This window comes from Terrabacter aeriphilus (genome assembly GCF_039542985.1).
Taxonomy (GTDB): domain Bacteria; phylum Actinomycetota; class Actinomycetes; order Actinomycetales; family Dermatophilaceae; genus Terrabacter; species Terrabacter aeriphilus.
The window spans coordinates 215,685-241,821 of sequence record NZ_BAABIW010000001.1 but is presented as its reverse complement, the minus strand read 5'-3'; the positions used below and the strand labels follow the sequence as shown (position 1 = coordinate 241,821).

General features: G+C 73.0%; 17 protein-coding genes. 3 read left to right on the top strand and 14 right to left on the bottom strand.

The window, feature by feature from the left end; all coding sequences use genetic code 11:
• Positions 1 to 89 precede the first annotated feature (89 nt).
• Positions 90 to 506, bottom strand: coding sequence for a TfoX/Sxy family protein (locus ABD979_RS01065; RefSeq protein WP_345505560.1), 417 nt, complete (start codon positions 504 to 506; stop codon positions 90 to 92).
• Between the two features lie 88 nt (positions 507 to 594).
• Between ABD979_RS01065 and ABD979_RS01060 the strand changes: the two genes are divergently transcribed.
• Both ABD979_RS01060 and ABD979_RS01055 read left to right on the top strand, forming a co-directional pair.
• Positions 595 to 3,987: a hypothetical protein gene (locus tag ABD979_RS01060; RefSeq protein ID WP_345505559.1), complete on the top strand. Its 3,393-nt coding sequence runs from the start codon at positions 595 to 597 to the stop codon at positions 3,985 to 3,987.
• A gap of 9 nt (positions 3,988 to 3,996) precedes the next feature.
• Positions 3,997 to 8,943 (top strand): hypothetical protein, encoded by a 4,947-nt coding sequence (locus ABD979_RS01055; RefSeq protein ID WP_345505558.1) that lies wholly within the window; start codon positions 3,997 to 3,999, stop codon positions 8,941 to 8,943.
• A gap of 32 nt (positions 8,944 to 8,975) precedes the next feature.
• On the opposite strand, the gene ABD979_RS01050 is transcribed toward ABD979_RS01055, so the two are convergent.
• The 13 genes from ABD979_RS01050 to ABD979_RS00990 form a co-directional block, all read right to left on the bottom strand.
• Positions 8,976 to 9,758, bottom strand: coding sequence for an alpha/beta fold hydrolase (locus ABD979_RS01050; RefSeq protein ID WP_345505557.1), 783 nt, complete (start codon positions 9,756 to 9,758; stop codon positions 8,976 to 8,978).
• A gap of 45 nt (positions 9,759 to 9,803) precedes the next feature.
• The gene (locus ABD979_RS01045; RefSeq protein ID WP_345505556.1) at positions 9,804 to 10,826 is read right to left on the bottom strand and encodes an aldo/keto reductase; all 1,023 of its coding nucleotides are present in this window, start codon (positions 10,824 to 10,826) and stop codon (positions 9,804 to 9,806) included.
• 30 nt (positions 10,827 to 10,856) lie between these two features.
• Positions 10,857 to 11,423, bottom strand: a complete 567-nt coding sequence (locus tag ABD979_RS01040) for an SOUL family heme-binding protein (protein ID WP_345505555.1) — start codon at positions 11,421 to 11,423, stop codon at positions 10,857 to 10,859.
• A gap of 38 nt (positions 11,424 to 11,461) precedes the next feature.
• Positions 11,462 to 13,138 carry a PucR family transcriptional regulator gene (locus ABD979_RS01035; RefSeq protein ID WP_345505554.1) on the bottom strand — a complete coding sequence of 559 codons (1,677 nt, stop codon included), beginning with the start codon at positions 13,136 to 13,138 and terminating at the stop codon, positions 11,462 to 11,464.
• A 65-nt stretch (positions 13,139 to 13,203) separates the two neighbouring features.
• Positions 13,204 to 14,322 carry an o-succinylbenzoate synthase gene (gene menC, locus ABD979_RS01030; protein WP_345505572.1) on the bottom strand — a complete coding sequence of 373 codons (1,119 nt, stop codon included), beginning with the start codon at positions 14,320 to 14,322 and terminating at the stop codon, positions 13,204 to 13,206.
• A gap of 2 nt (positions 14,323 to 14,324) precedes the next feature.
• A complete protein-coding gene (locus tag ABD979_RS01025; RefSeq protein ID WP_345505553.1) occupies positions 14,325 to 15,122 on the bottom strand; it encodes a GNAT family N-acetyltransferase in 798 nt (265 codons plus the stop codon).
• Positions 15,112 to 16,278, bottom strand: coding sequence for a M20 family metallopeptidase (locus ABD979_RS01020; RefSeq protein ID WP_345505552.1), 1,167 nt, complete (start codon positions 16,276 to 16,278; stop codon positions 15,112 to 15,114). Before ABD979_RS01020 ends, ABD979_RS01025 begins: the two co-directional genes overlap by 11 nt.
• The gene (locus tag ABD979_RS01015; protein WP_345505551.1) at positions 16,275 to 17,708 is read right to left on the bottom strand and encodes a serine hydrolase domain-containing protein; all 1,434 of its coding nucleotides are present in this window, start codon (positions 17,706 to 17,708) and stop codon (positions 16,275 to 16,277) included. Before ABD979_RS01015 ends, ABD979_RS01020 begins: the two co-directional genes overlap by 4 nt.
• Entirely contained in the window at positions 17,705 to 18,472 is a 768-nt protein-coding gene (locus tag ABD979_RS01010; protein ID WP_345505550.1) for an ABC transporter ATP-binding protein, read from the bottom strand. The genes ABD979_RS01015 and ABD979_RS01010 overlap by 4 nt, the downstream gene beginning before the upstream one ends.
• Entirely contained in the window at positions 18,469 to 20,388 is a 1,920-nt protein-coding gene (locus tag ABD979_RS01005) for a dipeptide/oligopeptide/nickel ABC transporter permease/ATP-binding protein (protein ID WP_345505549.1), read from the bottom strand. The genes ABD979_RS01010 and ABD979_RS01005 overlap by 4 nt, the downstream gene beginning before the upstream one ends.
• Before the next feature lie 2 nt (positions 20,389 to 20,390).
• Positions 20,391 to 21,401 carry an ABC transporter permease gene (locus ABD979_RS01000; protein WP_345505548.1) on the bottom strand — a complete coding sequence of 337 codons (1,011 nt, stop codon included), beginning with the start codon at positions 21,399 to 21,401 and terminating at the stop codon, positions 20,391 to 20,393.
• 18 nt (positions 21,402 to 21,419) lie between these two features.
• Complete coding sequence (locus tag ABD979_RS00995; RefSeq protein WP_345505547.1) at positions 21,420 to 23,009, bottom strand: ABC transporter substrate-binding protein; 1,590 nt, start codon at positions 23,007 to 23,009, stop codon at positions 21,420 to 21,422.
• A gap of 79 nt (positions 23,010 to 23,088) precedes the next feature.
• Positions 23,089 to 24,522 (bottom strand): serine hydrolase domain-containing protein, encoded by a 1,434-nt coding sequence (locus tag ABD979_RS00990; RefSeq protein WP_345505546.1) that lies wholly within the window; start codon positions 24,520 to 24,522, stop codon positions 23,089 to 23,091.
• Positions 24,523 to 24,638: 116 nt separating this feature from the next.
• Here ABD979_RS00990 and ABD979_RS00985 point away from each other — a divergent pair, with 116 nt between their 5' ends.
• Complete coding sequence (locus tag ABD979_RS00985; RefSeq protein ID WP_345505545.1) at positions 24,639 to 26,120, top strand: amidohydrolase family protein; 1,482 nt, start codon at positions 24,639 to 24,641, stop codon at positions 26,118 to 26,120.
• Positions 26,121 to 26,137 lie beyond the last annotated feature (17 nt).

The window sequence follows — 26,137 nt, the reverse complement described above, 5'->3', positions numbered from 1 at the left end:
CCGGACACCTGGACCGAGTCTGGCCAGACACCGATCCTGACCGCAATCATCTAGCAGCCGCGAAGCGGCAGGGACTGCAGACGGTTCGATTACCGCGTCTTCGGTGGCAGAGATCGGGCGTAGGCGAAGCCGCGCGAGACCCACTCCTCGAGCTCCTGGGCTTCGGGGTCGACGAGCACGCGCAGCCAGCCGCGCATCGGCCGTCCGCGCATCTCCATGGGCGTCACCCGGTCCCCGTCGATCCACCGGTCGGCGCCAGCGGGGTCGACCCGCACCATCAGGCCTCCCTGACCACTGGCGGCCACCGCCATGTTGCCGTTGACGAGGAACGCCACGCCGCCGAACATTCGCTGCTCGACGACATGTTCCTCGCCGACCACCAGCTCGCTGATTCGGTCGGCAAGGTCTCGGTCGAAGGCCATGGACCGCATTATCCCCGCGAGCGGGCACGCCGTGGTGGTCAGGCCGACGACCGTGCACTGGGGGCTGCCGTTCGTCTCGATCAAATGCCCTACCCGATGCCTTCGCCACGGCTAAACTCTTCGGCAGGGTCACCGGGACTCCGATGGTCCTGCTCTAGTTCCGGAGCACCCCATGAACCCTCCCGAGGCCCTCCCCGTCCAGGCAGACCGGGACGGCTCACCCGACGGGGACGGGGCCCGTGGCCCCGAGGATGAGCCGCTCGACGTACGCCTGCTGCGCACCGCCGACTTGGTGGACCTGCGCCTGGAGGCACGCGACTGCACCCTCGAGCCCACCGGCGACGGGGGCTCCGAGCTGGTCGCGGGCGCCGACGCGATCCTGGTGCTGCACCTGCCGCCGCAGCACCTCGGCGAGCACGCCTGGCAGGAACAGCCGCCCGAGACGCCGGGGTTCACGGCGCACCGCGCCGCGGGTCCGTCGCGGCTCGCGTTCGCCGTGCCCCAGGACACCCGCATCGCCTTCACCCTCGCCGGCGTCCTGGATGCCGTGCAGACCCTTGCCCTGCGAGTGAGCCCGAACGCGACCCCGGGCCCCTACCGCGACGAGGTCCCGGCGGCCACAGGGATGGGGCCTGAGCCGCCCCGCGACGACGAGACGGCCATCGAGGCGCCGTACCGGCTCGTCGTCTCCCCCAGCGAGCGCGGCCGCTGGCGGCACGCGTCCGAGCCGATCGGCCCCACCGGGCCGGACGGCACCGGCCGGGTCGAGCTGTGGCGCACCTGGCTGGACGTGCGCCCCGCGGACCGCCTCGACGACGGCGACGCCACGGAGGTCGCGGCCGAGGAGGACGCCCAGCGGATCGTGCGAGCCATCTGGACCCGCGACTTCGAGCACGGCAGCGTCCTCGACCCCGAGCCACTGAATCCCATGTCGCTCAAGCCGTTCGACCGACGCGCGCTGGTGGAGCAGACCTACGGCGGGCAGGACGCCAGCACCCTCACCCCGCTGCGGGTGCGCCACCTCGCGCTCTCGAGCCTCGGCGCGTTCTTCGACTGGGGCGCAGCCTGGGAGGACCCCACGCTCGCCATCGTCGACTACCGGCACATCGCCGTGATGGGCCGCGACTCCTACGTCCGCGTCGCCTACCCCGGCGTGCTCTACCCCTTCGGCCACCGCTGCGTCCTCGTCACGCTCACCGAGCGCAAGATCTCCGACCGCAACAACCCCGTGGCCTACCTGTGGCAGCGCTACTTCATCATCGTGCGGCAGCCGGTGCGCACGTACGACGACCGCGACAACCCGTTCACCGAGGTGCGCGTCAGCCCGATCGTCACCCCGGACCTCGACCCGCCGCCCCTACCGGGCAGCCCGTTCGTCCCTCGTCGAGACGGCCGACCGTTCGAGTTCACGCTCACCGCGCTGGACCGCTCGGGCAAGACGACCGTCTACCCCGCAGCCCTGGTCTTCGTCTCCGCCAGCAAGGACGGCGACCAGGTCTTCTTCAACGACGCGCCCGGCGCCGCGAACCTCTACCGCACGACGAACAGCCCGACCGGTCCGATCAACCAGGTCCAGGGCCGCGGGCAGCCGCTGGCGATGGCGACCCCGGTGGACGAGGGCGACACCTCGGTGGAGGTCACGCACCTCGTCTTCGAGGGCACCTTCGACGCCGGGGCCGTCACCACGTGGCCGCACCTGCAGCGCGCCAGGGCCGTCGTCCCGTCGATGCGTCACCTCTCGCCGCAGGCGCCCGCCGTCGACCTCACGTATGCCGTCCCGTTCATCACGTCCGGACTCGCACCCCGGGTGCCGGGCCAGCCACCGGGCGGCGGCCCGAACCCGGCCGAGCTGGTGATGGCCCTGGCCAGCACGGCGCCTCAGATCGACTTCAGCAAGGGCTCCGACCGCTCCGGCGGGTTCCTGTCTCCGAACATGGCGGTACGCGGGCTGTCCCGCGCCCTCGGCGCGGTCGGCGAGGACGGCTCCGGGGCGGGCGGATTGACGGACGGGAAGTTCGACCCGGCGTCGTTCCTCGCCGGCGCCCTCCCCAAGCTGTTCGGCCTGTTCTCCCTCCTCGAGCTGCTCGAGGAGGCAGGGCTCGGCGAGGTGCCCGCCTTCGTCTCCGACGCGTTGTCAGCGGTCGACAAGGTCGCCGACGAGGTGCGCCGGATGAAGAGCGCCCTCGACGCGGCTCAGGCCCGTCTCGGCACGGACCTCGCCAACGCGCCGCACGACGGCGCTCGTGCCCTCGTCCAGGCAGCGAAGGACGAGATCGACGCCCGGATCGGGCCGCTGCAGATCGCGCTCGACGATGTCGCCTCCGCGGTGGTCGCGCTCGCCGGTGCCCCGGACGCGGCGCACGTCGGTGCCCTGCGCGACGCCCTGGTCGCCTCGGCCGGGCAGCTGCAGCCGCTGACCGACGCGCTCGGCCTGCCCGGCTTCCCGGCCTCGGTCCGCGCCGCGCTCGAGCGCCCGGCGTCGGCGCTGCAGGCGCTGGTCGAGGTCGCGAACACCGTCGAGCAGCTGCTGTCGTCCGGCACCGTCACCGCGCGGATGGAGTGGGCGCCGGTCATCAAGCCGTGGCCACCGACCGGGACGGTGCGCAACATCTTCAAGCCGATCAACCCGGCACGGTCCCTGCGGCTCGCCGTCGAGGTGCGCGCCTCGGCGACCGCACCCCCGGCGGTCGACGTGCTCGCCGAGATCGTCGACTTCGAGCTCAACCTCATCGGCGACGGCGACGCCGGGCTGATGAAGCTGTCGTTCCAGCGGATCGGCTTCCGCGCCGGCTCCAGCGGCAAGCCCGAGGTGGACGTCGTCTTCGGCGGGATGTCGTTCCTCGGGCCCCTGTCGTTCGTCGACACCCTGCGCAAGATGATCCCGTTCGACGGGTTCTCGGACCCACCCTTCGTCGACATCTCGCCGGAAGGGGCGACGGCGGGCTTCGACTTGACTCTGCCGAACGTCGGCGTCGGCGTGTTCAGCCTGGAGAACATCTCGCTCGGCGCGGACGCCCGGATCCCCTTCCTCGGCGACGCGCTCACCGTCGGGTTCCACTTCTGCCGCAAGGACTCTCCCTTCCGGCTCACCGTCCTCTGCGTCGGCGGCGGCGGCTGGGTGGAACTGCGCGTCTCCCCCAAGGGCATGGTCGTGCTCGAGGTCGGCCTCGAGGCCTGCGCCAGCCTGTCCATCGACCTGGGCGTCGCATCGGGGTCCGTGTCGATCGCGGTCGGTCTCTACATCCGGCTGGAGGCGGACAAGGGCCTGCTCACGGCATACTTCCGCATCCGCGGCGAGGTGGACGTGCTCGGGCTCATCTCCGCCTCGATCACCCTGGAGCTGTCGCTCACCTACCACTTCGACAGCGGCAAGCTCATCGGCCGGGCGTCCCTCGTCGTCGAGGTCGAGGTGCTGTTCTTCTCCGCGTCCGTCGAGATAGTCGTGGAGCGGCGGCTGGCCGGCTCGAAGGGCGACCCGACGATGCGCGACATCATGCCGCCCGACGACGGGGGCCTGGACGACTGGGCCGAGTACTGCGCCGCCTTCGCACCCCTCCCCGCCTAAGGAGACCGCATGGCCACCACTGTGCTGGCAACGGCCCTGCCGTACTCGCTCGATGAGCACGCACCGTTCCACCTCACCGTCTTCCTCACCCACAAGCTCGTCGCGGACGCCCCGCCGCCCGACGACCCCGACCGTATGCCGGTCGTCGGCGACTTCCCGTCCGTGGCGGACTGGGTGACGACGCTGTCCGGCTGCACGCTCACGCTGCAGACCTCGCTGGGCGGGGCCGACCTGCCGCTCAAGGTCGTCTCGTCCCCGTCCGCGCCGGCCTGGGCGAGCGCGTTCCCCCCGTCCCTGGCGGTCGACGGCTTCCCGGCGCCGAGCCTGTCGGGGCAGGAGTGGCGGTCGAACCCGGCCCACCGGATGAGCGACCACGCCGTCGACCTGCACCTGGTCAGCGCCGCAGCCGCACCGACCCGCCGGCCGGACGTGGCCGGCGACCCGGTCGCCGGCGGCATGCTGCGCCGGCTGTCCGCCCTCGACCAGGACTCCGCGCTCACCCGCCTCCTCGCCGGCGCCGACGACCGCAACCAGCGCGTGCAGCGGGTCGTCGCCGCTCGGGTGGCCGACGCGCTCACCACGCTCGGGCCCCTCAGCGACTGGGACGGCGGGCGCGACCCGGACCACCAGGGACCGCCGCTGCCGGACTACCTCAAGGAGGCGCCGGTCGAGCCGTCCGCGATCGAGGTCCTGCTCGACGACCCCGAGGCCGACACCCGCCTCACCCGCCGGCTCGACGGCCTCGTCGGGGCCGACCTGTCGGGCGACCCGCAGCTGCAGCTGCTCGTCGACGCGCACGCCACCCGCCGCTACTACGAACGCCCGGACGAGCCGAAGTACCCCGAGCGCAAGGAGCCGGACCCGGACGCGCCACCGCTGCCGCGACCGACGGTGCCGGACCAGGAGTTCCACCGCCGCGCAGGCTCGTTCGGCTCCACGCCGGCGTTGCTGCGGGCACTCGGGCTCGCGCTGGACGTCGTCCTCGACGTGCCCGACCCCGTCGGGGCCCTCTCCGGCGCGACCTGGGTCAGCGTCACCGTCACCCCGCCCGACGGGTCCGACCTCACCGTCCTGCCGCCCCGCCGCACAGCGGTCATCGCGCGCGGCCCCGTCCTCACCTACCAGTCATCGTCCGACTGGGTCGGTGGCGCGCTGCCGCTCGGCGACGACGACTGGCGCGTGCTCGACCTCGACCCGGACGCCTCCGGCCTCAAGCTCGACCAGCACCTGCGCAACCTGCCGCGGCGCTACGCCACCGAGGCGAACCGCGACCCGGAGACCTCGACGCCGGCAACCCTGCGGACCAACGGCTTCGCGATCGCCCGCCGCAACCGGATGGACTCCACCCGGGCCCGGGTCGCCGCGGCCGAGGGACTGGAGGCCGCCGCGCGGGACCTGCTCTTCGACGACGTCGTGCGCGGCATCCGGCTGGAGGTCTGGGACGACGCGAGCGAGGCCTGGCACAGCCTGCACGAGCGCCGCGTCACGGTGACCGGCGAGGGCGACGTGCCGATCCTCAACGACGCCCCCGACGTCGGCTTCCTGCAGCTGTCCGCCCTCAACCGCAACCCCGACGCGACCGCCTACTACCTCCACGAGGTCGTGGCCGGCTGGGACGGCTGGAGCCTGTCCGCCCCACGCCCGGGGAAGACCGTCGTCCACGTCGAGCCGCCCGGGCCGGACGGTCGCACCGAGGCGGTCGTCAACACCCCGACCGACGAGCCGGCCTCGGGCATCCACACCCGCACCCGCGTGGAACCGGGGTCGCTGCCGCGCCTCCGCTACGGCACGTCGTACTCCTTCCGGATGCTCGGCGTCGACCTCGCCGGCAACTCGGTGCCCCAGCGAACCCGCCCGATCCTGCGGCCACCGCTCCCCCAGCCGGTGCTGGACGCCGCGCGCGACCACCTCACCGGGTTGCGCGCGCGGTACGCCGAACGCGACCGCACCGGGCTGGTGTCCGCGGTCCGCGAGGACGTGTTGACCCACCTGACCGCGCCGACGGCATACGCGAATGCCCCTGCCCTGCAAGCGGATGCTGACCCGGCTGTCGGGGAGCGCCGGCCGAGCCAGCCGCCGCCGGTGCTGCCGGTCGAGCTGCGCACCGGCGACGCCGCCCTCGACGCGGCGGCCGCCGACCTGCTCACCGCCGCGGCCGCGCGGTCCGCGGCCAACGACCCGTTCGCCTCCACGGACGACCCGCCCTCCCCCGACCCGCTCGGCCGGGTGAACGAGGCGAGCCGCATCCTGCTGGCGGCCCACGACACGTGGCGCACCCACCCGCAGCTGGGTGTCGATCCGGAGCGGTTCGCCCAGGTCGCGAGCGTCGACGACCTGGACCTGCCCGACGACCTGGGACCCGCCGAGCTGCTGCGGCGTCCGGTCGTCACCACGCCGCGGCCCTACCTGCGCTGGGACCCGGTGCCCCACCCGACGCTCGTGGCCCGACGGGAGCTGGGCACCGGCGAGCAGCTGTCCCGGCTCGTCGTCCGGAGCGGTCTGACCGGGGGCGGCGCCGACCCGGACGACCAGCCGACGACCGAACGGCACGTCGTCCCCCCAAAGGCCACCCAGGTCGAGGCGGAGACAGCCGGAAAGTTCGACGCCGCAATGGGTTTGGGCGCCGACACCGGCGAGGTGTCGCGGCTCTACCCGGTCGCGCTCGCCGAGCGTGGCACGCTCCTGGACCGCAAGGCGCCGAGCCTCACCGACCCGACGGACGCCGGCGCCGTCGACCAGCCCGGCATCGCGCTGCTGAGCCGCCCGGGCGCCGACCCCTCCGAGGCGGTCACCCTCGCCGACATCGAGGGCGACCGGGGCAAGGCGCTCGGCGAGGGGCAGTACGTCGCGCACGACGTCGCCGCGCTGCGGCTGCCGTACCTGCCCGACCCCTACGCCTCCGGCATCAGCCTCGTCTTCTACGACGCCGGCAACCCGCACACCCTGCCCGAGCCGCGCGTGCTGCAGACGGTCGCGATCCCGTATGCCGGCACCTGGCCCGAGCTTCAGCCACTGCGGCTGGTGCTGGACCGGTCGGTCGACCCGGCGGCCACGCTCGGCGCGGTGGTGACCGGCAACGTCGTCACCGTCACCGTGCCCCGCGGCGAGCAGGTGCGCGCGACGCTCGCGAGCACGGTCACCGTGGCCGACCTGGACCGCTTCGGGATGTGGCGCTCCCAGCTGGCGAGCGTGCTCGCCGACCCGGAGGGCGACGGCCTCGACCAGGACCAGGTCGTGGCCTCGGCGGTGATCATGCGGGCGGCCGCGCAGGGGTGGACGTGGTGGCTGACACCGTCGACCGACGTGCGCCTCGTCCACGCCGTGCCGGCACCGGTGTCGCCGCCGCGGCTGCGCGGTCTGCACGTCATCGCGCGGCCGAAGGGCCGCGGGGGCGCCGCGCTCGGGGCGGTGGTGGACGTCCACGGGCCGAGCACCGACCGACTCGTCGTGCGCGCGTCGTGGGACGAGCAGGTCGACGACGTCACGGCCGACGGACCGGTGACCGTCCACAAGGACGACGTCGTGGTCAACTCGGCCGTCGCCGAGACCGAGAGGGCGGGAGCGCTCTACCTCGTGGACTTCCTGCCGTTCGGGGCCGGCCTCACGTCGTCGGTGGACCTGTCGGAGGGCTCGATCGGCCTGCACGCCGCGATCGAGAAGTTCCCCGACACCCACTACCGGCGGGTGACCTACGTGCCGAGCGGCACGACGCGCTACCGCGAGTTCTTCGACGCCGCAGACGTTCCCGCGGACGACGATCCGTCGCTGGCCGGCGAGCCGGTGACGCTCGACATCCTCAGCAGCTCCCGTCCGGCGGCGCCGACCGTGCTCGACACCGTGCCCCTGCTGCGGTGGGAGGACGAGGTCGAGCCCGCGCAGCCCTTCGCGCGGAGGCGGGTGCGGCGCTCCGGCGTCCGCATCTGGCTGGACCGGCCCTGGTACTCCTCCGGCGACGGCGAGCTGCTGGCCGTTCTGGTGTTCGACCCGTTCGAGCCCGACCCGGACCACCCCGGTCAGCAGCGGCTCAAGGCGGTCCAGGCCCCCGACGCGGCGACCAGCCTCTGGGGCGCGGACCCGATCCTGCTCGGAGGGCAGGTCGGCGGCTTCGTCGCGGCGACGCACCCACCGCTGCTCCGCCTGCACGACCTGCTGCTCGACGCCCTGGCCCAGGGTGTCGCGCCCCGGGACCCGGTGCCCGCGCGCCCCGTCGCCGCCGCCGAGGCCGTGCCGCTCCTCGACGTCCAGGGCACCCCGTCCGCGCGCGTCTTCGGCTATGTGCCCGAGTACGACGCGGCCGCCAGGCGATGGTTCGTCGACGTCGCGCTCGAGGACGGCCCGTCGCTGTGGCCGTTCATCCGGCTCGCGGTCGCCCGTTGGCAGCCGAGGTCGCTCCCGACCTGCGAGCTGTCACCCACCGCGCTGACCTCCTGGGTGCAGCCGCTGCCGACCCGCTGGCTGACCGTGAGCCGGCGCGACGGCCGCGAGGTGCAGGCGACCCTCACCGGCACCGTCGCGTTCCTGCGGCGAAGCCGTGCCGGGGGAGCCCTGCCCGGCGAGGAGCTCACTGCAGACAGCCCGACCGGGGACGGCGCGCTGCTGGCGGCGCGCCTGCAGGAGTCGCGCACCGTCACGATCTCGTTGCAGCACAAGGAGACCGGCGCCGGCGACCTCGACTGGCAGACGTCGACGACGCGGAGGATCCAGGCCGTCGCGCTCGACCAGGCGAGCCTCCGGGCGACCTGGACCGGCAGCCTGCTGCTGCCGGCCGAGCCCGGCACCGAGGTGGGCGACGCCGCCGGCGTCCCGCCCGTGGCCACACCCGGCGGCTCCACGCAGTGGCGGATGCTCGTGGAGGAGCACGAGCTGCTCGACGCCGACGACCCCCGGACGCAGGACCAGAACGCCGAGCCGATCCGGCTGCCGCGGCTGGTCTACGCCGACACGATCGCACTCTGAACGAGCGTGCCGGCGTGCCCGGGGGCGGGGTCTCAGTCGGTGTTCTCGAGGATCAGGCGGACCGCCTCGTCGGGCGCGTCCCACTGCGGGAAGTGGCCGCACCGCTCGAACCAGTGCAGCACGGCGTCGGGGAACAGCTCCGTCGCACGGGCAGCCTGGCCGGGCAGCGTCACCAGGTCACGCCTCCCCCACCCGATCGTGACCCGGCCGGGCACGGTGCCCGCAGGGGCGCCCTGCTGCTTCGGCCCCTTGGTCAGGGCGTCCATGGCCGCACCCGTCGAGGGCGCGTCAGCCAGCCCGAGCACATCGGGGAGGACGGTCTCGCGCGCGAGAGCCCACGGGCGTGCGGACAGCTGGGCCAGCAGCGCCGTCCGACCCACGCGCGTGCCGAGCAGCGAGGGCAACGCGCCGCGCATCGCTCGCACCAGGGCGATGGACGGGCGCAGCGTCGCGGAGAACAGCGCCTGCTCCCGATCAGTCCAGAAGCCGCCCGGGTCGAGCGCCACGGTGTCGCCGCCGACCCCTCGCCGAGCGAGCTCGAGCACGATGCGACCGCCCATCGACTGCCCGGCCGTCGAGACCCCGTCCAGACCCTGTTCACGGAGGAACTCCGCGACCGAGTCCGTCAGGGACGCGATCGAGACCTCGCCCGCCAACGGTGGCGTCTGACCGAATCCCGGGAGGTCGACGGCGATGACCTCTCGGCTGTCTGCGAGGCGATCCATCACGGGAGCCCACGATCGCCAGCCCGCACCCAGACCGTGCACGAGCACCAAGGGCTTGCCGCTTCCGCGTCGAACGTGGTGGAGAGTCATCTAGGCGACGTTATCCCACGCGACCACCAGAATCGCTACGCGCGATCACCCGATGGCGCGGTGGCGCTGGGCGACACCGGCGGTGCCGTAGGGGTAGTCGTCGATGCGGGGGCTGCTGACCTCCGTGAGACGGGCGAGCTGCTCGGCCGTCAGGTCGAGGTCGGCGGCGGCGAGGTTGTCGGTCAGCTGCTCGACGGTGCGGGCACCGAGGATCACCGAGGTCACCGCCGGCTGCGCCGCGACCCACGCGAGGGCGACCGCTGCGGAGCTGACGCCCTGCTCCTTCGCGACCTCGGCCACGGCGTCGATGACCGCCCACGTGCGCTCGTCCGAGTTCCGGGGACCGTAGGCCTCCATCCCGCGCTCCGGGTCCTCGCCGAGGCGCGAGGCTCCGGTCGGGGTGGTGTCGCGCTGATACTTGCCGGTGAGCCATCCGCCGGCGAGGGGCGACCAGGGCAGCAGGCCGAGTCCGCCGTCGAGACAGGCCGGCACGACCTCGTGCTCGATGCCCCGGACGAGGAGGTTGTACTGCGGCTGCAGCGTCACCGGCGACGTCCAGCCGTGCTCACGCGCGGTGTGCACGGCCTTGGTCACCTGGTAGCCGAGGTAGTTGGAGAAGCCGTAGTAGCCGATCTTGCCGGCCGTGACGGCGTCGTCGAGGAAGCGCAGCGTCTCCTCGAGCGGTGTGACGGCGTCCCACGCGTGCATCTGGTAGAGGTCGATGTGCTCGACCCCGAGACGGGTCAGCGACGCATCGAGCGCCTGGCGGAGGTGGCGTCGTGAGAGACCGACGTCGTTGTGCCCCTTGCCCATCGGGAAGCGACCCTTCGTCGCCACGACCATCTGCGCCGCGTCCTCGGGGTGGGCCTTCAGCCACCGGCCGGTGATCTCCTCGGAGACGCCGCTGCTGTAGACGTCCGCCGTGTCGATGAACGTCCCCCCGGCCTCCGCGAAGGCGTCGAGGATGGATCCGGACGTCTCCTCGTCGGCCTCCGCCCCGAAGGTCATCGTGCCGAGGCACTGGGTGGAGACGATCGTGCCGCTGGTGCCGAGAGTCGTGTATCGCATGGGTGCCACCGTATGCCGGAACGAGCCGCACTACTCGTCCCGGCCCCGCACGTCCTGGATGACCTCGTTGCGGCGCAGGAACCACGGCTTGAACGGCGGGTCGTAGCGGGCGAACCGCGGCGTACCCACCGGCACGTAGCCCTCCGCCACGACCGCGGCTCTCAGGGAGTCGAGATTCCGCTCGTACGACGACTCGGACCAGCGACCCGTGTAGCGCCGGGCGGCAGCGATCCGCTCGGGCACCGCGCGGACCTGGATCTCCGGGTCGACCGGCAGTGGCGCGGCCTCCAGCGTCATCGATGCCGGCATCACGAACGCGACCACGTGACGGCCGTTCGTCTCCCCGGTCGGGACGACCGGGGCCGTCATGGCGATCTCCTTGGTGGCGGCGTGCTGCACCACGGGGGCGGTCATGTCCACCGTGCGTCGGGACCGGTTGTTCCCGGTGATGTAGCGGAACAACGCCCGAAAGGCGCGGTTTCCGGCATCCTCGAACGAGCCGTCGACCTCGACCTCGGCCACGAGGTGGGCAGGGTAGCGACGAACCTCGAACGCGTCGTGCTGTTCGATCACCTCGTACGGCTGCTGCTCCGTCACGACCTCGACGGTACGCCCCACAACGCTCGCAACCGGAGTCAGCGAGGCGCGAGGATCCGCAGCTGCACCATCGCCGCGAACCGCTGCTCCGGATCGGCGATGTCGACACCGCCGACCTCCTCGACCCGCCGCAGCCGGTAGCGCAGCGTGTTGGGGTGGACGAACAGTGCGGCGGCGGCCGCGCGGACGTCGCCGAGCGCGTCCAGCCAGGCCGCGAGGGTGCCGGTCAGGTCGGAGTCGTTGGCCTCGTCGTAGGCCTGCAGACGGGCGACGGGACCAGTCGGCCGTTCCCCGCGCGCGGCGGCGAGGTCGCGCAGCTCGAGCAGCAGGGACTCGGCGTGGACGTCGGAGAGGCGCGCGACCCGCTGCGCCGAGTGCCCCTCGCGAAGGACCCGCAGCACCCGGGTCGCCGTCTCGCGCGAGTCCGTCACGCCACGCACGTCCGCACCGACGCCACCGATGCCGACCACGATCGGCAGGCGACTGCCGACGCGCTCGCAGAACTCCTCTGCCAGACGGGCGGCCCGCCCCTCCGGCTCGGTGCCGGCCACGACGGCGAGCAGGCCGTAGGCGATGCCACCGACCACGGCGACGGCTGAGCCGGGCGAGGACGCCGACAGGTGCAGGCTGAGCGCGTCGGCGACCCGCTCGAGATCGCCGGAGCCTGCGCCGCTCCCGACGCCGCTCATGGCGCCGCTCCCAACGCCGGGCACCGCGTGGCTGACCGGGAGAACGTCCGGGTGCTCGGCCCGCAGGGTCGCCGCGAGCACGACGACCGGAGTGCCGGCCAGGCCCAGCCGGCTCAACGCGTCGCGCGCGCCGGCCCCACCCTCCAGGGCGGTGCTCACGAGGTCGGTGCGCAGCCGGCGCTGCACGTCGGCGCCGGCGCGCACGCGCAGCATGTGCAGCGCCACGAGCTTGGCGGAGTCCTGCAGCACCGCGGTGAGCTCGGGGGTGACCTCGCCGTCCATCGCGGCCCAGATGGAGCCGAGCACCTCGTCGCCCGCGCGCACCGCGATGGCGACGCGCTGCATGTTGACCGCGTCCGCGCCGAGGTCGGCGGGGTCGACCACGACGGGGCGGTGCTCGCGGTAGAGCTGGCTGAAGACGCCCATCTCGGTGAGCATCTTCGCGTACCGCTCGGGCACCTGGCGTCCGATGATCGTCTCGACCCGGGACGAGTCGGCCTCGTCCTGCCGGCCCGAGAAGGCCAGCACGCGCGAGCTCCGGTCCTCGATCGTCACCGGCGCGTCGAGGAGCGCGCCCACGGCGTTGGCCACGGCGAACAGGTCGCCCGACGGCAGCCCGCCGATCGACTCCGCCTCGGCGGGCCCGATGTCGTCCTCCGCGAGGAGGGAGCGGAGCAGCGCCGTGAGCTGGCTCCACGTCGCGCCACGACGCAGGCCGAGCAGGGCGAGCCCGGCGTCCTGCACCGCTGCGTCGAGCGTGGCGTCCATCACCACCGGCGCGCGGACGACCACCCCGGTGGCGCCGCGGCGACCGGCGTCGCGGACGAGGCCCGGGAGAGCGGCGTGCGGGACGCCGACACCGAGCACGAGCGCGCCCGGTGGGTGGACCGGCTCGTCGTCCGGGTCGTGGATGACGACGCCGCCGATCTCGCGCTCGCGCTCGGGGTCCCCCGCGACCAGCTCGAGGAACGAGTCCCCCAGGTCCTGGAGCACCCGCCCGAGGCTGGCACGAGGACGTTGGCTCACCGGCCCAGAATAGGGCTCGCCGACGCGCTGGACGGCGAGTCCACGTCCTCGGTGCCCGACGGTCCTCAGAGCGCGATCCACTCCGAGGACGTGGTGACGGCGTCGAGCACCTCGGGGATCGGGCTGACCCCGAGACCCGGCCCGTCGGGAACGTCCATGTAGCCCTCGGAGATGGTGAGCGGCGCGGTGATGTCCTTCTCGTAGAAGCGATCCGAGGCCGAGATGTCACCGGGGAGGGTGAAGCCGGGTAGTGCCGCGAGGGCTGCGTTGGCAGCGCGCCCGAGCCCGGTCTCGACCATGCCACCGCACCACACGGCCAGTCCGTGGGCGACCGCGACGTCGTGGATGCGTACGGCCTCGAGGTAGCCCCCGACGCGTCCGGGCTTGATGTTGATGATCGAGCACGCACCGACCGAGATCGCAGCTGCCGCGGACTGTGCGGAGACGATCGACTCGTCCAGGCACACGGGCGTCCTGATGAGCCGGGCCAGCTCGGCGTGGCCGAGGATGTCCTCCTCCTCGAGCGGCTGCTCGATGAGGAGCAGGTCGAAGTCGTCGAGCTCGGCCAGGTGGCGGGCGTCGCGGAGGGTGTATGCCGTGTTGGCGTCGACCTGCAGGGGCACGTCGCCCCCGAAGCGCTCCCGGACGGCGCGCACCGGCTCGACGTCCCAGCCGGGCTCGATCTTGAGCTTGATCCGGACGTAGCCGGCGTCGAGGTAGCCACCGACCACGTCGAGCAGCTGCGGGATGCTGTCGACGATGCCGACCGACACCCCTGACGGCACGCGTTCATGGACGGCCCCCAGCTCGCGCGCCCACGACCGACCCTCGGCCCGCAGCTCGGCGTCGAGCACGGCCATCTCGACGGCCGCCTTGGCCATCCGATGGCCCTTGTACCGGTGCAGCACCGCGTTGACGGCGTTCGCGCCGTGGCGCTGGAGCTCCTCCGACGAGGCCGCCAGTGCCGGCAGGAAGAAGCGCCGCAGCACGTCGGCGGTCGCGTCGACGTACTCCGACGAGTAGAGGGGGTCCGACATCGCGACGCACTCGCCCCAGCCCTCCCCCTCGGAGGTCACGGCGCGGAGCAGCAGGACGTCGCGCGCGGTCTGGGTGCCGAACGAGGTCCGGAACGGCGACACCAGCGGCATCGCGACGCGGCGCAGCTCGACGCCTTCGAGCTTCACACTCACGGCAGATCTCCTTCACGTGGCAGGACGAGGTAGCCCCGCTCCTTGTCGAAACCGGCGACACGCCCACCGACGTCCAGCGCCGCCACCAGCTGGTCGCGCACCTTGGCGCGCCAGGTCCGCGCCTGCTCGGGGTCGGTGAGCCGGAGGCCCCCGATGTCGCGCGGCACCTGCACCCAGGAGGCCGCGGCACCGGAGGGCACGGTCGCCCGCACCGGCGACCCGGCACACGCCTGCACCACCTCGGGCGAGGCCAGCGACCAGTGCACGAGGATCCGGTCGCTGTCGTCGCCACGGTTGATCGGATCGGCCATGGCGCCGTAGAAGTCTGGGAGGTACTCGGCGACGCGGGCGCCGAGCTTGGCCAGGTTGAAGTAGGCGTTCCGGGAGACGAGCGGGTCGTAGGTCCACTCGGTGAGCTCGATGCCGCGATCCAGGCACCACGCCCTCTGGTGCAGCTTGAGCGCGAACCCGGCGTGACGGCCGGCCACGGCGTCCGTGACCCCGGCGATGTGACTGTGCATCGCGCGGGCGGCCGGCGTCGAGTGGAAGCCCACGCAGACGCCGACGACTCCCGCCTCCGGCCGGTCGGCGTCGAAGGCACCGGCGACGTAGCTCTCCGCCTTGCCCATGGCGCGCAGCAGCTCCGCGCTGAGCGGCGGGTGGTCGGGGGTCCCCCAGATGCGGCCGAGGACGGCGGCGGCATCCTGCAGCTCCTCCAGGGTGAGCAGCTCGCGCACGACGACGCGGGACGCCGCGGCGGCAGCGGCGTAGGACGCCCACGGCTCAGCGGTCATGGTGGTGCTCCTCGGTCGGTGGCGACGGCGCGAGCAGCTCCTCGATGAGCGCCCGCAGCAGCAGGGTCCGGTCGACCAGCCGGTCGACGAGCACGTGCTCGTCGTCGGCGTGCGCTCCCCCGCCGACCGCGCCGAGCCCGTCGAGGGTCGGCACGCCGAGCCCGGCCGTGAAGTTGCCGTCCGAGGCACCGCCCACGCCCGTCCGGGACAGCTCGGACATCCCGAGCCGGGCGGCGACCGACTGGGCCCGCTCGAAGAGCGGTAGCGACGCCTCCTCCTCCAGCGGGGGCCGGTTGACGCCCCCCTCGACGTGCAGCCCGGCACCGGGCAGGACCGGCCGGAGCCCCCGCAGCGCGACGTCGACGCGCTCCTGCTCGCCCGCCGTCCAGGCCCGCACGTCGACCGAGAACCGGGCGAGGGCCGGCACCGTGTTGACGGTGGTGCCCGACGTCGCCACCGTGGGCGTCACCGTGGTGCCGGCGCCGGGGTCGGCCAGGGCCGCGACCTCGTGCACCAGGTGCGCCAGCTCGAGGGTGGCGTTGATCCCCTTCTGCGGCTCCAGCCCGGCGTGGGCGGCTCGACCGGTGATGCGCAGCTCGTAGAGCGACGTGCCCTTCCGGGCCGTCTTGAGTGCCCCGCCGTGGGCCGAGGCCTCGAGCACGAGCACCGCATCGGCACGGCGGGCCTCGTCCTCGATCAGCTCGCGGGAGCTCGCCGAGCCGACCTCCTCGTCGCCCGTCACGAGCAGCGTCACGCCGTCGCGCTCGTCGAGGTCGGCGATGGCGTGCAGGGCCATCACCAGGCCGCCGATCATGTCGAAGCAACCAGGACCCCGCAGCACGCCGTCGGCGACCCCGAACGGTGCCGACGCGAGCGTGCCGATCGGCCACACCGTGTCGTGGTGGGCCAGCACGAGGACGCCGCGTGGCGCCGCCGGCGGGCCGAAGCGCCAGCGCAGGTGGTGGACGCCATCGACGACGAGGCGCTCCGGCGTGACGCCGAGCCGCTCCGATCCGAGTCGCGCGACGAGATCCGCCGAGCGTTCGACGGCCGAGAGGTCGACGGACGGTGACTCGCACTCGACGAGCTCGCGCACGTCGGCGAGCAGCTCGTCGAGGCCCGGCCCGGCCCGGCGGGTGTCGCGGAGCGCTGTCATGCAGGCTGCTTCGGCGTGGCGCGGGCGCCGAAGTGGACGTACTCCTCGCCGGTGGGCAGGGCGTAGAAGCGGACCGGGTAGTACGCCTCGCTCTTGTCGGGCTTCACCGCGAAGAGGGCGTCGCCGACCGGGACCAGCTCGTGCACCTCGGGCTCCGCCGCGCCGGACGCCTCGGCGACCGGGCCGGAGACGGTGGTGCGCATCCAGGTCCTGCCGTCCTCGAGATAGACCTCCTCGGTGACAGACTCGCGGGCATAGGTGCCGAGGTACGGCGTCGGGTCGACCTCGGCCCGCTCGGCGGGCAGCTCGAACGGAGCGGGGAGGTGGACGTCGGCGAGCGCCGAGAAGATCTCCTCGTAGAGCTCCTGGTAGAGCGTGATCGCGCTGGCGAGGTTGGTGTTGAGGGAGACGGCGATGCCGGCCTCCGGCAGGAGCCGGAGGAACGCGGCCTGGCCGATCGTGTTGCCGTCGTGGCCGATCGCACGGTGGCCGTTCCAGTCGCAGCGGAACCAGCCCAGGCCCCAGGAGTCCCCGAGCAGGATCTTCTCGGGGCACTCGGTCTGGTAGTCGGCCATGGCGGCCACGCTCTCCTCGGACAGGACCCGCGTGCCGTCCGCCGCCACGCCACCGGTCAGGTGCATCCGCGCGAAGCCGAGCACGTCGGCAGGAGAGGACGTGATGAGGCCGGCCGGTCCGACCGAGCGAGGCAGGCCCCACACCGGGGCGGTCTGCGGCTCGTCGCCGCCCTTGAGGTGACCCATCGCGTGGGCGAAGACCATGGCCTCCTCGGGCAGGGTCGTCGTGTGGGTCAGGCCGAGGGGTACGAAGAGCCGCTCGCGCATCGCGTCGTCCCACGTCTTCCCGGTGACGACCTCGATGATCCGGCCGAGGAGCGAGAAGCCGGAGTTGCAGTAGGACCAGGTCGCGCCGATGGGGTGGTTCTGCGCCGCCTCACCGAGCTGGGCGACGTACTTCTCGAGCGCGTCGTCACCGCGGCCGGTGTCGGTGAAGACGTCGCCGTCGATGCCGCTCGTGTGGGTGAGCAGGTTCCAGACCGTCACCTTCTTGGTGACCTCCGTGTCGCGCAGCGCGAGCTCCGGAAGGATCTCGACCACGGGGGTGTCGAGCGCGAACCGGCCCTCGTCGACGAGCTGCATGACGACGGTCGCGGTCCACACCTTCGACACCGAGCCGATCTGGAAGACCGAGTCGGCCGTGGCGGGCTGCCCGGTGCCGGCGTGCAGGACGCCGGTCGCGGTCGTGACGACCTCGTCGTCGGCGCCGTCGACACCGAGGCGCAGGATGCCGAGCTGGGCGCCGGGGACGCCGTGCTTCTTCGCGAGCTCGGCGAGCCGGGCCTCCCAGTGGGCGCCGTCGAGGTCGGGGCGCTTCAGGGTCCCGGGGGTCCCGGGGGTCACGGGGGTGGTCATGGGGTGGTCTCCTTCGTGGGGGTGGCGTGGCCGCCGGGCACGGCGGCCAGCAGCTGTCGGGTGTAGTCATGCTGCGGGCGTCCGAGCACCTCGGCCGTGGGCCCGTGCTCGACGATCCGGCCGCCCTCCATGACGGCCACCTGGCCGGCCACGTAGCGGACGACCGCGAGGTTGTGGGAGATGAAGAGCATCGACAGGCCCAGCTCGCGCTGCATCTCACGGACGAGGTTGAGCACCGCCCCCTGCACGGAGACGTCGAGCGCCGAAGTGATCTCGTCGGCGATGACGAGCCGGGGCCGGCCGGCAAGGGCCCGGGCGAGCGCGACGCGCTGCCGCTGGCCACCGGACAGCTCGCCGGGGAGGCGCCCGGCGCGGGCGGGGTCGAGGTGGACCAGCTCGAGGAGCCGGGCGATCTCGGCGCGACGCCCGGCCCGCGAGAGGCGCCCCGCGTCGGGCCGGTGGAGCGCCTCGGCGATGCTCTCCCCGATGGTCATCCTCGGGTCGAGGGAGCTGAACGGGTCCTGGAAGACCATCTGGACGGGTCGGTGCCGACCCGTGAGGCGGATCGGCTCGCCGTCGAGCAGGATCCGCCCACCGTGCAGCGGCGCGAGCCCGACGGCCGCCTTGGCGAGGGTGGACTTGCCCGATCCCGACTCCCCGACGAGGCCGACGATCCCGCCGTCGGGAACCGTCAGGCTCACCTCGTCGAGCACGGTGCTCGCGCCGTATCGCACTGTCACGTGGTCGAACTCGAGCGTGCTCATGCGAGCGCCTCCTGCGCCGTCGTCACGACGTCGACCGGCCCGTCGGCGTGCCAGCACGCGACGCGACTCCCACCCGGGCCCGCCGTGAGGGTCGGGTCCTGCTCGCGGCAGCGGTCGGTGGCCAGCGGGCACCGTGCGGCGTAGGCGCAGCCGACCGGCACCTGCGCCGGCTCGACCGGGTGGCCGGGGATCGTGGCGAGGGGGGCATCGACGTCGGTCGTCATCGCGGGCACCGCAGCGACGAGCGCGCGGGTGTAGGGGTGGCGGGCCTTCGTGTGCAGGTCGGCGGTCGGCAGGTCCTCGACGATGCGGCCGGCATACATGACGAGCACGCGGTCACAGACGTCGGCGACGACCGAGACGTCGTGGCTGATGAGCAGGAGCGCGGCCCCCTCCTCGCGGCGGACGTCCTGGAGCAGCGCCAGCACCTGGCTCTGGACCGTGACGTCGAGGGCGGTCGTCGGCTCGTCGGCGATGATGAGCCGGGGGCTGCCCATCAGCCCCATCCCGATCATGGCGCGCTGGCGCATGCCGCCCGAGAACTCGAAAGGGTACTGCCGGGCCCGGCGCTCGGGGTCGCGGACGCGGACGGCCCGCAGCCGGTCGACGGCACGGTCCGACGCCTGCCTGCGGTCGAGTCCCTGGTGGTGGCGGCCGACCTCGGCCAGCTGGGCGCCGATCCGCATCGTCGGGTTGAACGAGGTCATCGGGTCCTGGAAGACGACGGCGAGCGAGGTGCCCAGCAGCTCGTCGCGGGACCGGTCCGTCGCCGACCTCTCGAGCAGGTCGGTACCGCAAAAGGCGAGGTGCCGGGCGTCGACGCTCGCCGGCTCCTCGACGAGGCCGGCGATCGACAGCGCCGTCAGGGACTTGCCGGACCCCGACTCCCCCACGACGCCCACGGCCTCGCCGGAGGCGATGCCGAACGAGACGCCGCGGACCGGCCGCACCGGCCCGTGCGCGCCGGGGAAGGTGACCGAGAGGTCGCGGACGTCGAGCACGAGCTCGCGGTCGGCAACCTGGTCGTGGGAGGTCTCGCTCGCGGGCACGTCCGCGGCCGGCACCCTCGTCGTTCCGGGGCCCGTGGTCGTCGGCGTGGAGATGCCGAACACCCCCGCGATCGCCTCGCCCGTGAGGTTGAAGGCGAGCCCGGCGAGGACCACCATGATGCCCGGACCGAGCGCGGCGAGCGGGTGCACGAAGATGCCGCTCAGGCCGTCCTGCATCAGCCGGCCCCAGTCGTACTCCGGCGCCTGGACGCCGAGCCCGAGGAACGACAGACCGGCGAAGCTCAGCAGGATGGCCCCGGCTGTGATGGTCACGTTGACGACGAGGGGCTCGGCGACGTTGGGCAGCACGTGCCGGGCCATGATCCGGAAGCGGTTGACGCCCGCGATCCGCGCCGCGGCGACGTACTCGAGCCCGGTCACTCCGGCGATGAGCGTGTGGCACAGCCGGGCGAGCCCCGGGGCGACCGCGAGGCCGATCGCGAGGACGGCCCCCCGCGCACCGACACCGAAGATGACGGCGAAGACGAGGACGAGGAGCAGCCCGGGGAACGCCACGAAGACGTTGACCAGGGCCGTGACGAGGCGGCCGAGCCGGCCACCGAGCAGCTCCGGCGCGGTGCCGAGCACCAGCCCGATCACCGTCCCGAGCGCGGTGGCCACGAGCGTCAGCTCCAGGGAGAGTCGGGTGGCGACCAGCACCCGGAAGAACAGGTCGCGGCCCAGGTTGTCGGTGCCGAACCAGTGCTGCGCCGACGGGCCGGCGAGGAGGTTGTCGGTGTCGACGGCACTGGCCCTGTCGCCCCAGAGGATCGGGGCGAAGACCGCTAGCAGCACGATGCAGCCGAGCAGGCCCGACCCGACGATGCCGACGGGCGTCCTGACGATGCGGGACCAGCGCTGGGACATCACTAGAGCTCACCGATCGTCGAACGGGGGTCGAGCACGGCGAGCGCGACGTCGACCAAGGTGTTGATGACGAGCACACCGAGCCCGTAGACGAGGACCGTGCCCTGGACGACCGGGTAGTCCTTGGTCACGATCGACGCGACGATCGTGCTGCCCAGACCGGGCCACGAGAAGACGTTCTCGACGAGCACCGTGCCGGCGATCATCGAGGCCAGCAGCATGCCGCCGAGGGTGAGCGTCGCCGTGACGGCATTCGGCAGCGCGTGCCTGAGGTGGATGCGTCGGGGCGGCAGTCGCTTCGCCCGGGCCGTGCGCACGTAGTCGGTCTCGAGCACGGCGAGCATCTCGACGCGGACGATGCGCGCCAGGACGGCCGCCGGACCGATGGCGAGGGCCAGGACGGGCAGGACGTACGACGAGGCATCCGTGCGGCCTGCGACGGGGAACCATCCGAGGCCGACCGCGAACACGGCGACCAGGGCGACGCCCACGAGGAAGTCCGGGATCGCGCCGAGCACGACGCTGCTGCCGGCGAACGCCAGCTCCGTGCGGCGGCGCCGGCCCCGCCTCGTCGCGACGGCGACGGCCACGCCGAGCGGAACGGCCACCGCGACGGCGACGAGGAACGCCAGGACCGCGAGGGATGCCGTCGCCGGGAGCCGCTGGCTGATCGTCTCCGAGACCGGGAGCTGCGAGGTGATCGACTCGCCCAGGTCGCCGCGGAGGAGGTTGCCGAGGTAGTGCACGTACTGGGTGGGCAACGGGTCGTCGAGGCCGAGCGCCTGCCGCTTGGCCTCGACGAGCTCGGTCGGCGCCGTCATCCCGAGGGCCGCCCGCACCGGGTCGCCCGGCACCAGGTGGATCATCAGGAACGACAGCGTGACGAGCACCCACAGCGACACCAGCAGCCGCCCCGCGCGACGCAGCGCGAAACGCGTCCACCTCCCGCCCAGCCGGCCCTGCGATCTTGCAGCAGGCCGGGGCGGAGCGGCCGCCGGTGTCAGAGTTGCCATCTCGCGGTCACCCCCCGATCAGCCGAGCATCCGGATGCTGGTGGGCACGACGCTGCCGAGGACGTCGAGCTCGGCGCCCTTGCTGAAGAACGGCAGCTTGCTGTTGGCGAAGAGGACCACGTCGTTGGCCTTGAACAGCGCAGCCTCGGCGGCCAGCCAGTCGGGGCAGCTGTCGGTGCCGACCTTGCCCATCGCCGACTGCACGTGCGAGGTGTACTCGGCGTTGGTGATGCCGGCCATGTTGTTGCCGCCGGCCGTGACGGCGGGCCCGGAGAAGAACGGCACCCCCTGCTCGGGCGTGTTGATGTTGAGCGGCTCCCAGGCGATGTCCCAGTCACCGGTGCCGAACATCGCGTTGACCATGCCGTTCTCGTCGAGCTGCTTGGCCTTGACGGTGACGCCGAGCTTCTTCCACGCGTCGACGGCGAGCTCGGAGGCGGCGCTGCCGCCCGAACCGAGCGAGGCGTCATAGAGGAAGGAGAGCGACAGCGGCTTGCCGGCCTTGGCGCGCATCCCGTCGGCGCCCTTGACCCAGCCTGCGGCGTCGAGCGCGGCTCCGGCGGCGGCCAGGTCCGTGCCGGGCACGCTGCCCTCGACCGACGAGCCGGTGCACGCGGCGGGCGCGACGACGGCGAGCTGGGTCGCGGGGCCACCGCGGTTCGAGGTGATCACCTTCTGCAGCTGCGCGAGGTCGAGCGCCTGCGTCAGGGCCTGCCGCACCGCCGGGTCGGCGGTGTCGTGGCCCTTGGCGTGGTTGTACCACTGCTCGCCGACGATCGCCTGGGCGTCGTCGTGGTCGAGCTTGGCCGCCTCCAGACGGGCGGCGTCCGGCCCGTGGATCGCGGCAGCGTTGAGCGCGCCGGAGAGGAGCTGGTTGGCGGCCGTCGTCTCGTTGGGCACGATCTTGACCTGGATGGTGGCGGGCATGCCGGTCGTGGCGGTCGTGGCGCCGCCCGGGCCCCACGCGTAGCCGGTGCGGATGGCATACGTGTAGTGGTCCCCGGGCACCGCCTCCTTGAGGGTGTAGGGACCGGTGCCGGCCGTGCCGGCCTTGAGCGAGGCGCGGTCCTTCATGCCGGCGTCGCAGACCATCGGCAGGTTGGCGAACGAGTCCAGCACGAAGGGCGACGTCGTCGCGAGGGTGACCGTGAGGGTGCTGCCGCTAGCCTTGGCCGTCGCGCCGGCCGGCACGAAGACCCCGAGGAACGGGCTCTTGTTCTTCGGGTCCTCGACGTAGGTGATGTTGTCCGCCGCGGTCTGGGCGGTGAACGCCGAACCGTCTGCGCACGTGACCTTCGGTGCGATCTCGAAGGTGACCGTCTTGCCGTCGACCGACCACTTCGACGCGAGGCCGGAGGTGACCTGGCCCTTGGCGTCGACGGAGACCAGGCTGTCGTAGGCGAACTTGCTGACCTGGAAGAGCGGGCTCGACGCGCTGCCCTGGGGGTCGAGCGCCCCGGGGTCCGCGGAGAGCGCCAGCGTGAAGGTCTTGCCGACGGCATACGTGCTGGTGCTCGAACCGCCGTCGGACCCACCGCAGGCGGCGAGGCCGACGGTGGCCGTCGAGAGGGAGAGCGCCAGGATGGCACTCGAGCGGACCGGCCTCATGGGCATTCCTCTTTCTTCGGACGTCTACGGGTGGGGCGGGGACCTGCGTGTGCGTGGGGCCGGTCGGAGGGTCGGCGCGTCACTCGACGCGGGCGACCACCCGTCCGTAGTGGACGTACTTCGCCTTCTCGGCGCCCGAGGCAGTCGCCACCGAGCCGAGAAAGGCGAAGACGACGTGGATGCCGTGGTGGTCCTCGACGGTGATGAGGCTGTCGTCGACGAGGTGCACGAGCTCGAAGCGGATCGGCTTCTCACCGATCTCGGCATGGATGTCCTTGGGCTGGCGGTCGAGCCAGACGCGGCCGTCCCCGTCCTGGCTGACGGTGATGTCGTAGATGGTGTCGGCGTAGCGACCGAGGTAGCGGCTGACGTCGACCGGCTGCGGGTCGGCCGGCGGGGTCAGGCGGCCCGGCAGCTCGACGCCGGCGAGCCGGGTGAGCAGGGTCGCGACCACGTCGGTGAAGAGCCCGAAGACGTCGCCGCCGTTGGTGAGCAGCGCGATCGCGACGCCCGCCTCGGGCACCACCCGTAGGAACGCCGCCTGGCCGATGGTGCCGCCGTCGTGGGCGACGACGGTGCCCTGCGGCGTGTCGAAGAGCTCCCAGCCGAGGCCCCAGGCGTCACCCATGCCCGCGAGCCGGGGCAGGTCGACCTCGCGGTGCCGCATCGCCTGCACCGACCCGGCACCGAGCACGCGGGTGCCGTCGGGTGCGACGCCGCCGTCGAGGTGCATCCGGACGAAGCCGAGCAGGTCGGTCGGGGTCATCGCCAGCATCGACCCCGCGGGGGCGTTCGAGCGCGCCAGCGCCCAGGTGGTCGCGGGGGCCGGCTGCTCGTCCTCACCGGGCACGTGACCGGTGGCGGCGCGGTGCCGGATCGCCTCGTACGGGCTCGGGCTGACGCGCTCGAGACCGAGGGGCGCAGCGATCCGCTCGAGGAGCACCTCGTCGAACGGCTTGTTCCGGAGGACCTCGACGAGGCGACCGAGCACGACGAACCCGGTGTTGTTGTAGGAGAAGGTCTCCCCCGGTGCGAAGACCTGGGGCAGGTCGGTGAGGGTGGCGACGTACTTCTCGATGGCATCCTCTCCGCGGCCCGTGTCGGTGAAGATGTCGCCCTCGAAGCCGGCGGTGTGGGTCAGCAGGTGGCGCGTGGTGAGCGCCTTGGCCGCCTCCATGTCGCCGATGACCAGCTCGGGCAGGTGGTCGAGCAGCGGCTGGTCGAGGTCGAGCAACCCGTCGTCGACGAGCTGCAGGACGAGCGTCGTGGTCCAGATCTTCGTGATGGAGCCGATCTGGAAGACGGTCTCGGCGTCGACCGGCACCTGGGTGGCGAGGCTCGTGACGCCGCCCGCGGCGGTGACGACCTCACCGCCCGCCAGCACGGCGATCGTCGCTCCCGGGACGCCTCGCTCCTCGACGAGGCGCGCGAAGTTCTCGTCGAGCCAGGTGGCGGCGACCCGCGGCCCGGCGCTGCCCCGAGTGCTGTCCTGGGGGCTGTCCTGTGTTGGCATAGCGGCACCGTAGGCGCGTCTCCGGCGCCATTGTTCGTCCGATCGGACAGCAAGGTCGGGAGCGATTTGTGCGATCAGCCAGTGAGAGCGCGGCGGGACGGGTGTTTCCTGTGGGGGTGCTGATTCTCCGCGGCGGGCGCGTGATCGACCCGCGCTCCGGGACCGAACAAGTGGCCGACGTCGCGGTGGACGGGGGCTCGGTGGTCGCCGTCGGCCCGTCCCTCGCGGCCGAGGGTGCGTCCGAGGGTGCGGCCGTCGTCGACGTGACCGGCCTCGTGGTCGGTCCGGGCTTCGTGGACCTGCACAGCCACGTCCACTCCATCGCAGGGCAGCGGCTGCAGGCGCTCGACGGCGTCACGACGACGCTCGACCTCGAGGCGGGGCTGATGCCGGTCGAGCACGCCTACGCCCGCGCGGCCGCCGACGGACGAGTCCTGCACTACGGCTTCTCGGCCTCCTGGGGTGACGCACGGGCCACGGTGCACCTGGGAGCGACGCCCGCGGCCGACCTGCACGCGTCGCTCCAGGTGCTGGGCGACCCGGCGTGGCAGCGCTCGTCGTCGCCGTCCGAACGGGCGGCGTGGCTGCGGCTGCTCGAGTCCGAGCTCGACGCCGGCGCGCTGGGCATCGGGGTCCTGATGGGCTACGCCCCACGGACCGACCCCGACGAGTTCCTCGACGTCGCCCGCCTCGCGGCGCGCACCGGCACCGCGACCTTCACCCACGTGCGCGAGATCATCGAGGCCGACCCGACCACGCCCATCGACGGTTCTCTCGAGATCGTCCGTGCCGCAGCGGAATCGGGCGCCGCGATGCACCACTGCCACGTCAACAGCACCTCCCGCCGTCACGTCGACCGGGTGCTGGGCCTGCTCGACAGCGCGCGGGCCGACGGGTCCCGGGTGACCGTCGAGGCCTACCCCTATGGCGCCGGAAGCACCGCCATCGGTGCCTATTTCCTCGCCCCGGAACGGCTCGGCGCGTGGGGGCTGCAGCCGTCGTCGATCCGACTCGTCACGACCGGCGAGCAGGTCGCCTCGGTCGCGCGGCTGACCGAGCTGCGCGCGACCGACCCCGGCGCCGTGTGCGTGGTCTCCTTCCTCGACGAGGAGAGCCCAGAGGACGCGGCGCTGCTCCAGCGCGCGCTCGCGTTCCCGGACTCGATCGTCGCCAGCGATGCCATGCACGTGCAGTGGCCGGACGGATCAACCGACAGCCGCGAGTGGCCGCTCCCCGACGGTGGGCAGACGCACCCGCGTACCGCCGGGACGTTCTCCCGCTCGCTCCGCCGGATGGTCGTCGAGACCGGTGCGTGGTCGTGGACGGAGGCCTTCCGGCGCTGCTCGTACCTGCCCGCGCAGGTGGTCGCAGGCTTCGCCCCCGCCGCACGGACCAAGGGCTGGCTCGGTGTCGGCGCGGATGCCGATCTGGTGGTCGTCGACCCCGCCACCGTCAGCGACCGCGCCACCTACGTCGACCCGACGCGTCCCTCCGTGGGGGTGCGCCACCTCCTCGTCGACGGCACCTTCGTGGTGCGCGACGGCAGCCTGGACGTCGGCGCCTTCCCCGGTCGGCCGATCCGGGCCGCTCTCAGCTGAGCACGTCCGCTCGAACC

Bases quoted from the DNA above. Each gene is read 5' to 3' on its own strand.
- ABD979_RS01060 (WP_345505559.1), top strand. From the start codon at position 595: ATGAACCCTCCCGAGGCCCTCCCCGTCCAGGCAGACCGGGACGGCTCA.
- ABD979_RS01055 (WP_345505558.1), top strand. From the start codon at position 3,997: ATGGCCACCACTGTGCTGGCAACGGCCCTGCCGTACTCGCTCGATGAG.
- ABD979_RS01050 (WP_345505557.1), bottom strand. From the start codon at position 9,758: ATGACTCTCCACCACGTTCGACGCGGAAGCGGCAAGCCCTTGGTGCTC.
- ABD979_RS01045 (WP_345505556.1), bottom strand. From the start codon at position 10,826: ATGCGATACACGACTCTCGGCACCAGCGGCACGATCGTCTCCACCCAG.
- ABD979_RS01025 (WP_345505553.1), bottom strand. From the start codon at position 15,122: ATGACCGCTGAGCCGTGGGCGTCCTACGCCGCTGCCGCCGCGGCGTCC.
- ABD979_RS01020 (WP_345505552.1), bottom strand. From the start codon at position 16,278: ATGACAGCGCTCCGCGACACCCGCCGGGCCGGGCCGGGCCTCGACGAG.
- ABD979_RS01015 (WP_345505551.1), bottom strand. From the start codon at position 17,708: ATGACCACCCCCGTGACCCCCGGGACCCCCGGGACCCTGAAGCGCCCC.
- ABD979_RS01010 (WP_345505550.1), bottom strand. From the start codon at position 18,472: ATGAGCACGCTCGAGTTCGACCACGTGACAGTGCGATACGGCGCGAGC.
- ABD979_RS01005 (WP_345505549.1), bottom strand. From the start codon at position 20,388: ATGTCCCAGCGCTGGTCCCGCATCGTCAGGACGCCCGTCGGCATCGTC.
- ABD979_RS01000 (WP_345505548.1), bottom strand. From the start codon at position 21,401: ATGGCAACTCTGACACCGGCGGCCGCTCCGCCCCGGCCTGCTGCAAGA.
- ABD979_RS00995 (WP_345505547.1), bottom strand. From the start codon at position 23,009: ATGAGGCCGGTCCGCTCGAGTGCCATCCTGGCGCTCTCCCTCTCGACG.
- ABD979_RS00990 (WP_345505546.1), bottom strand. From the start codon at position 24,522: ATGCCAACACAGGACAGCCCCCAGGACAGCACTCGGGGCAGCGCCGGG.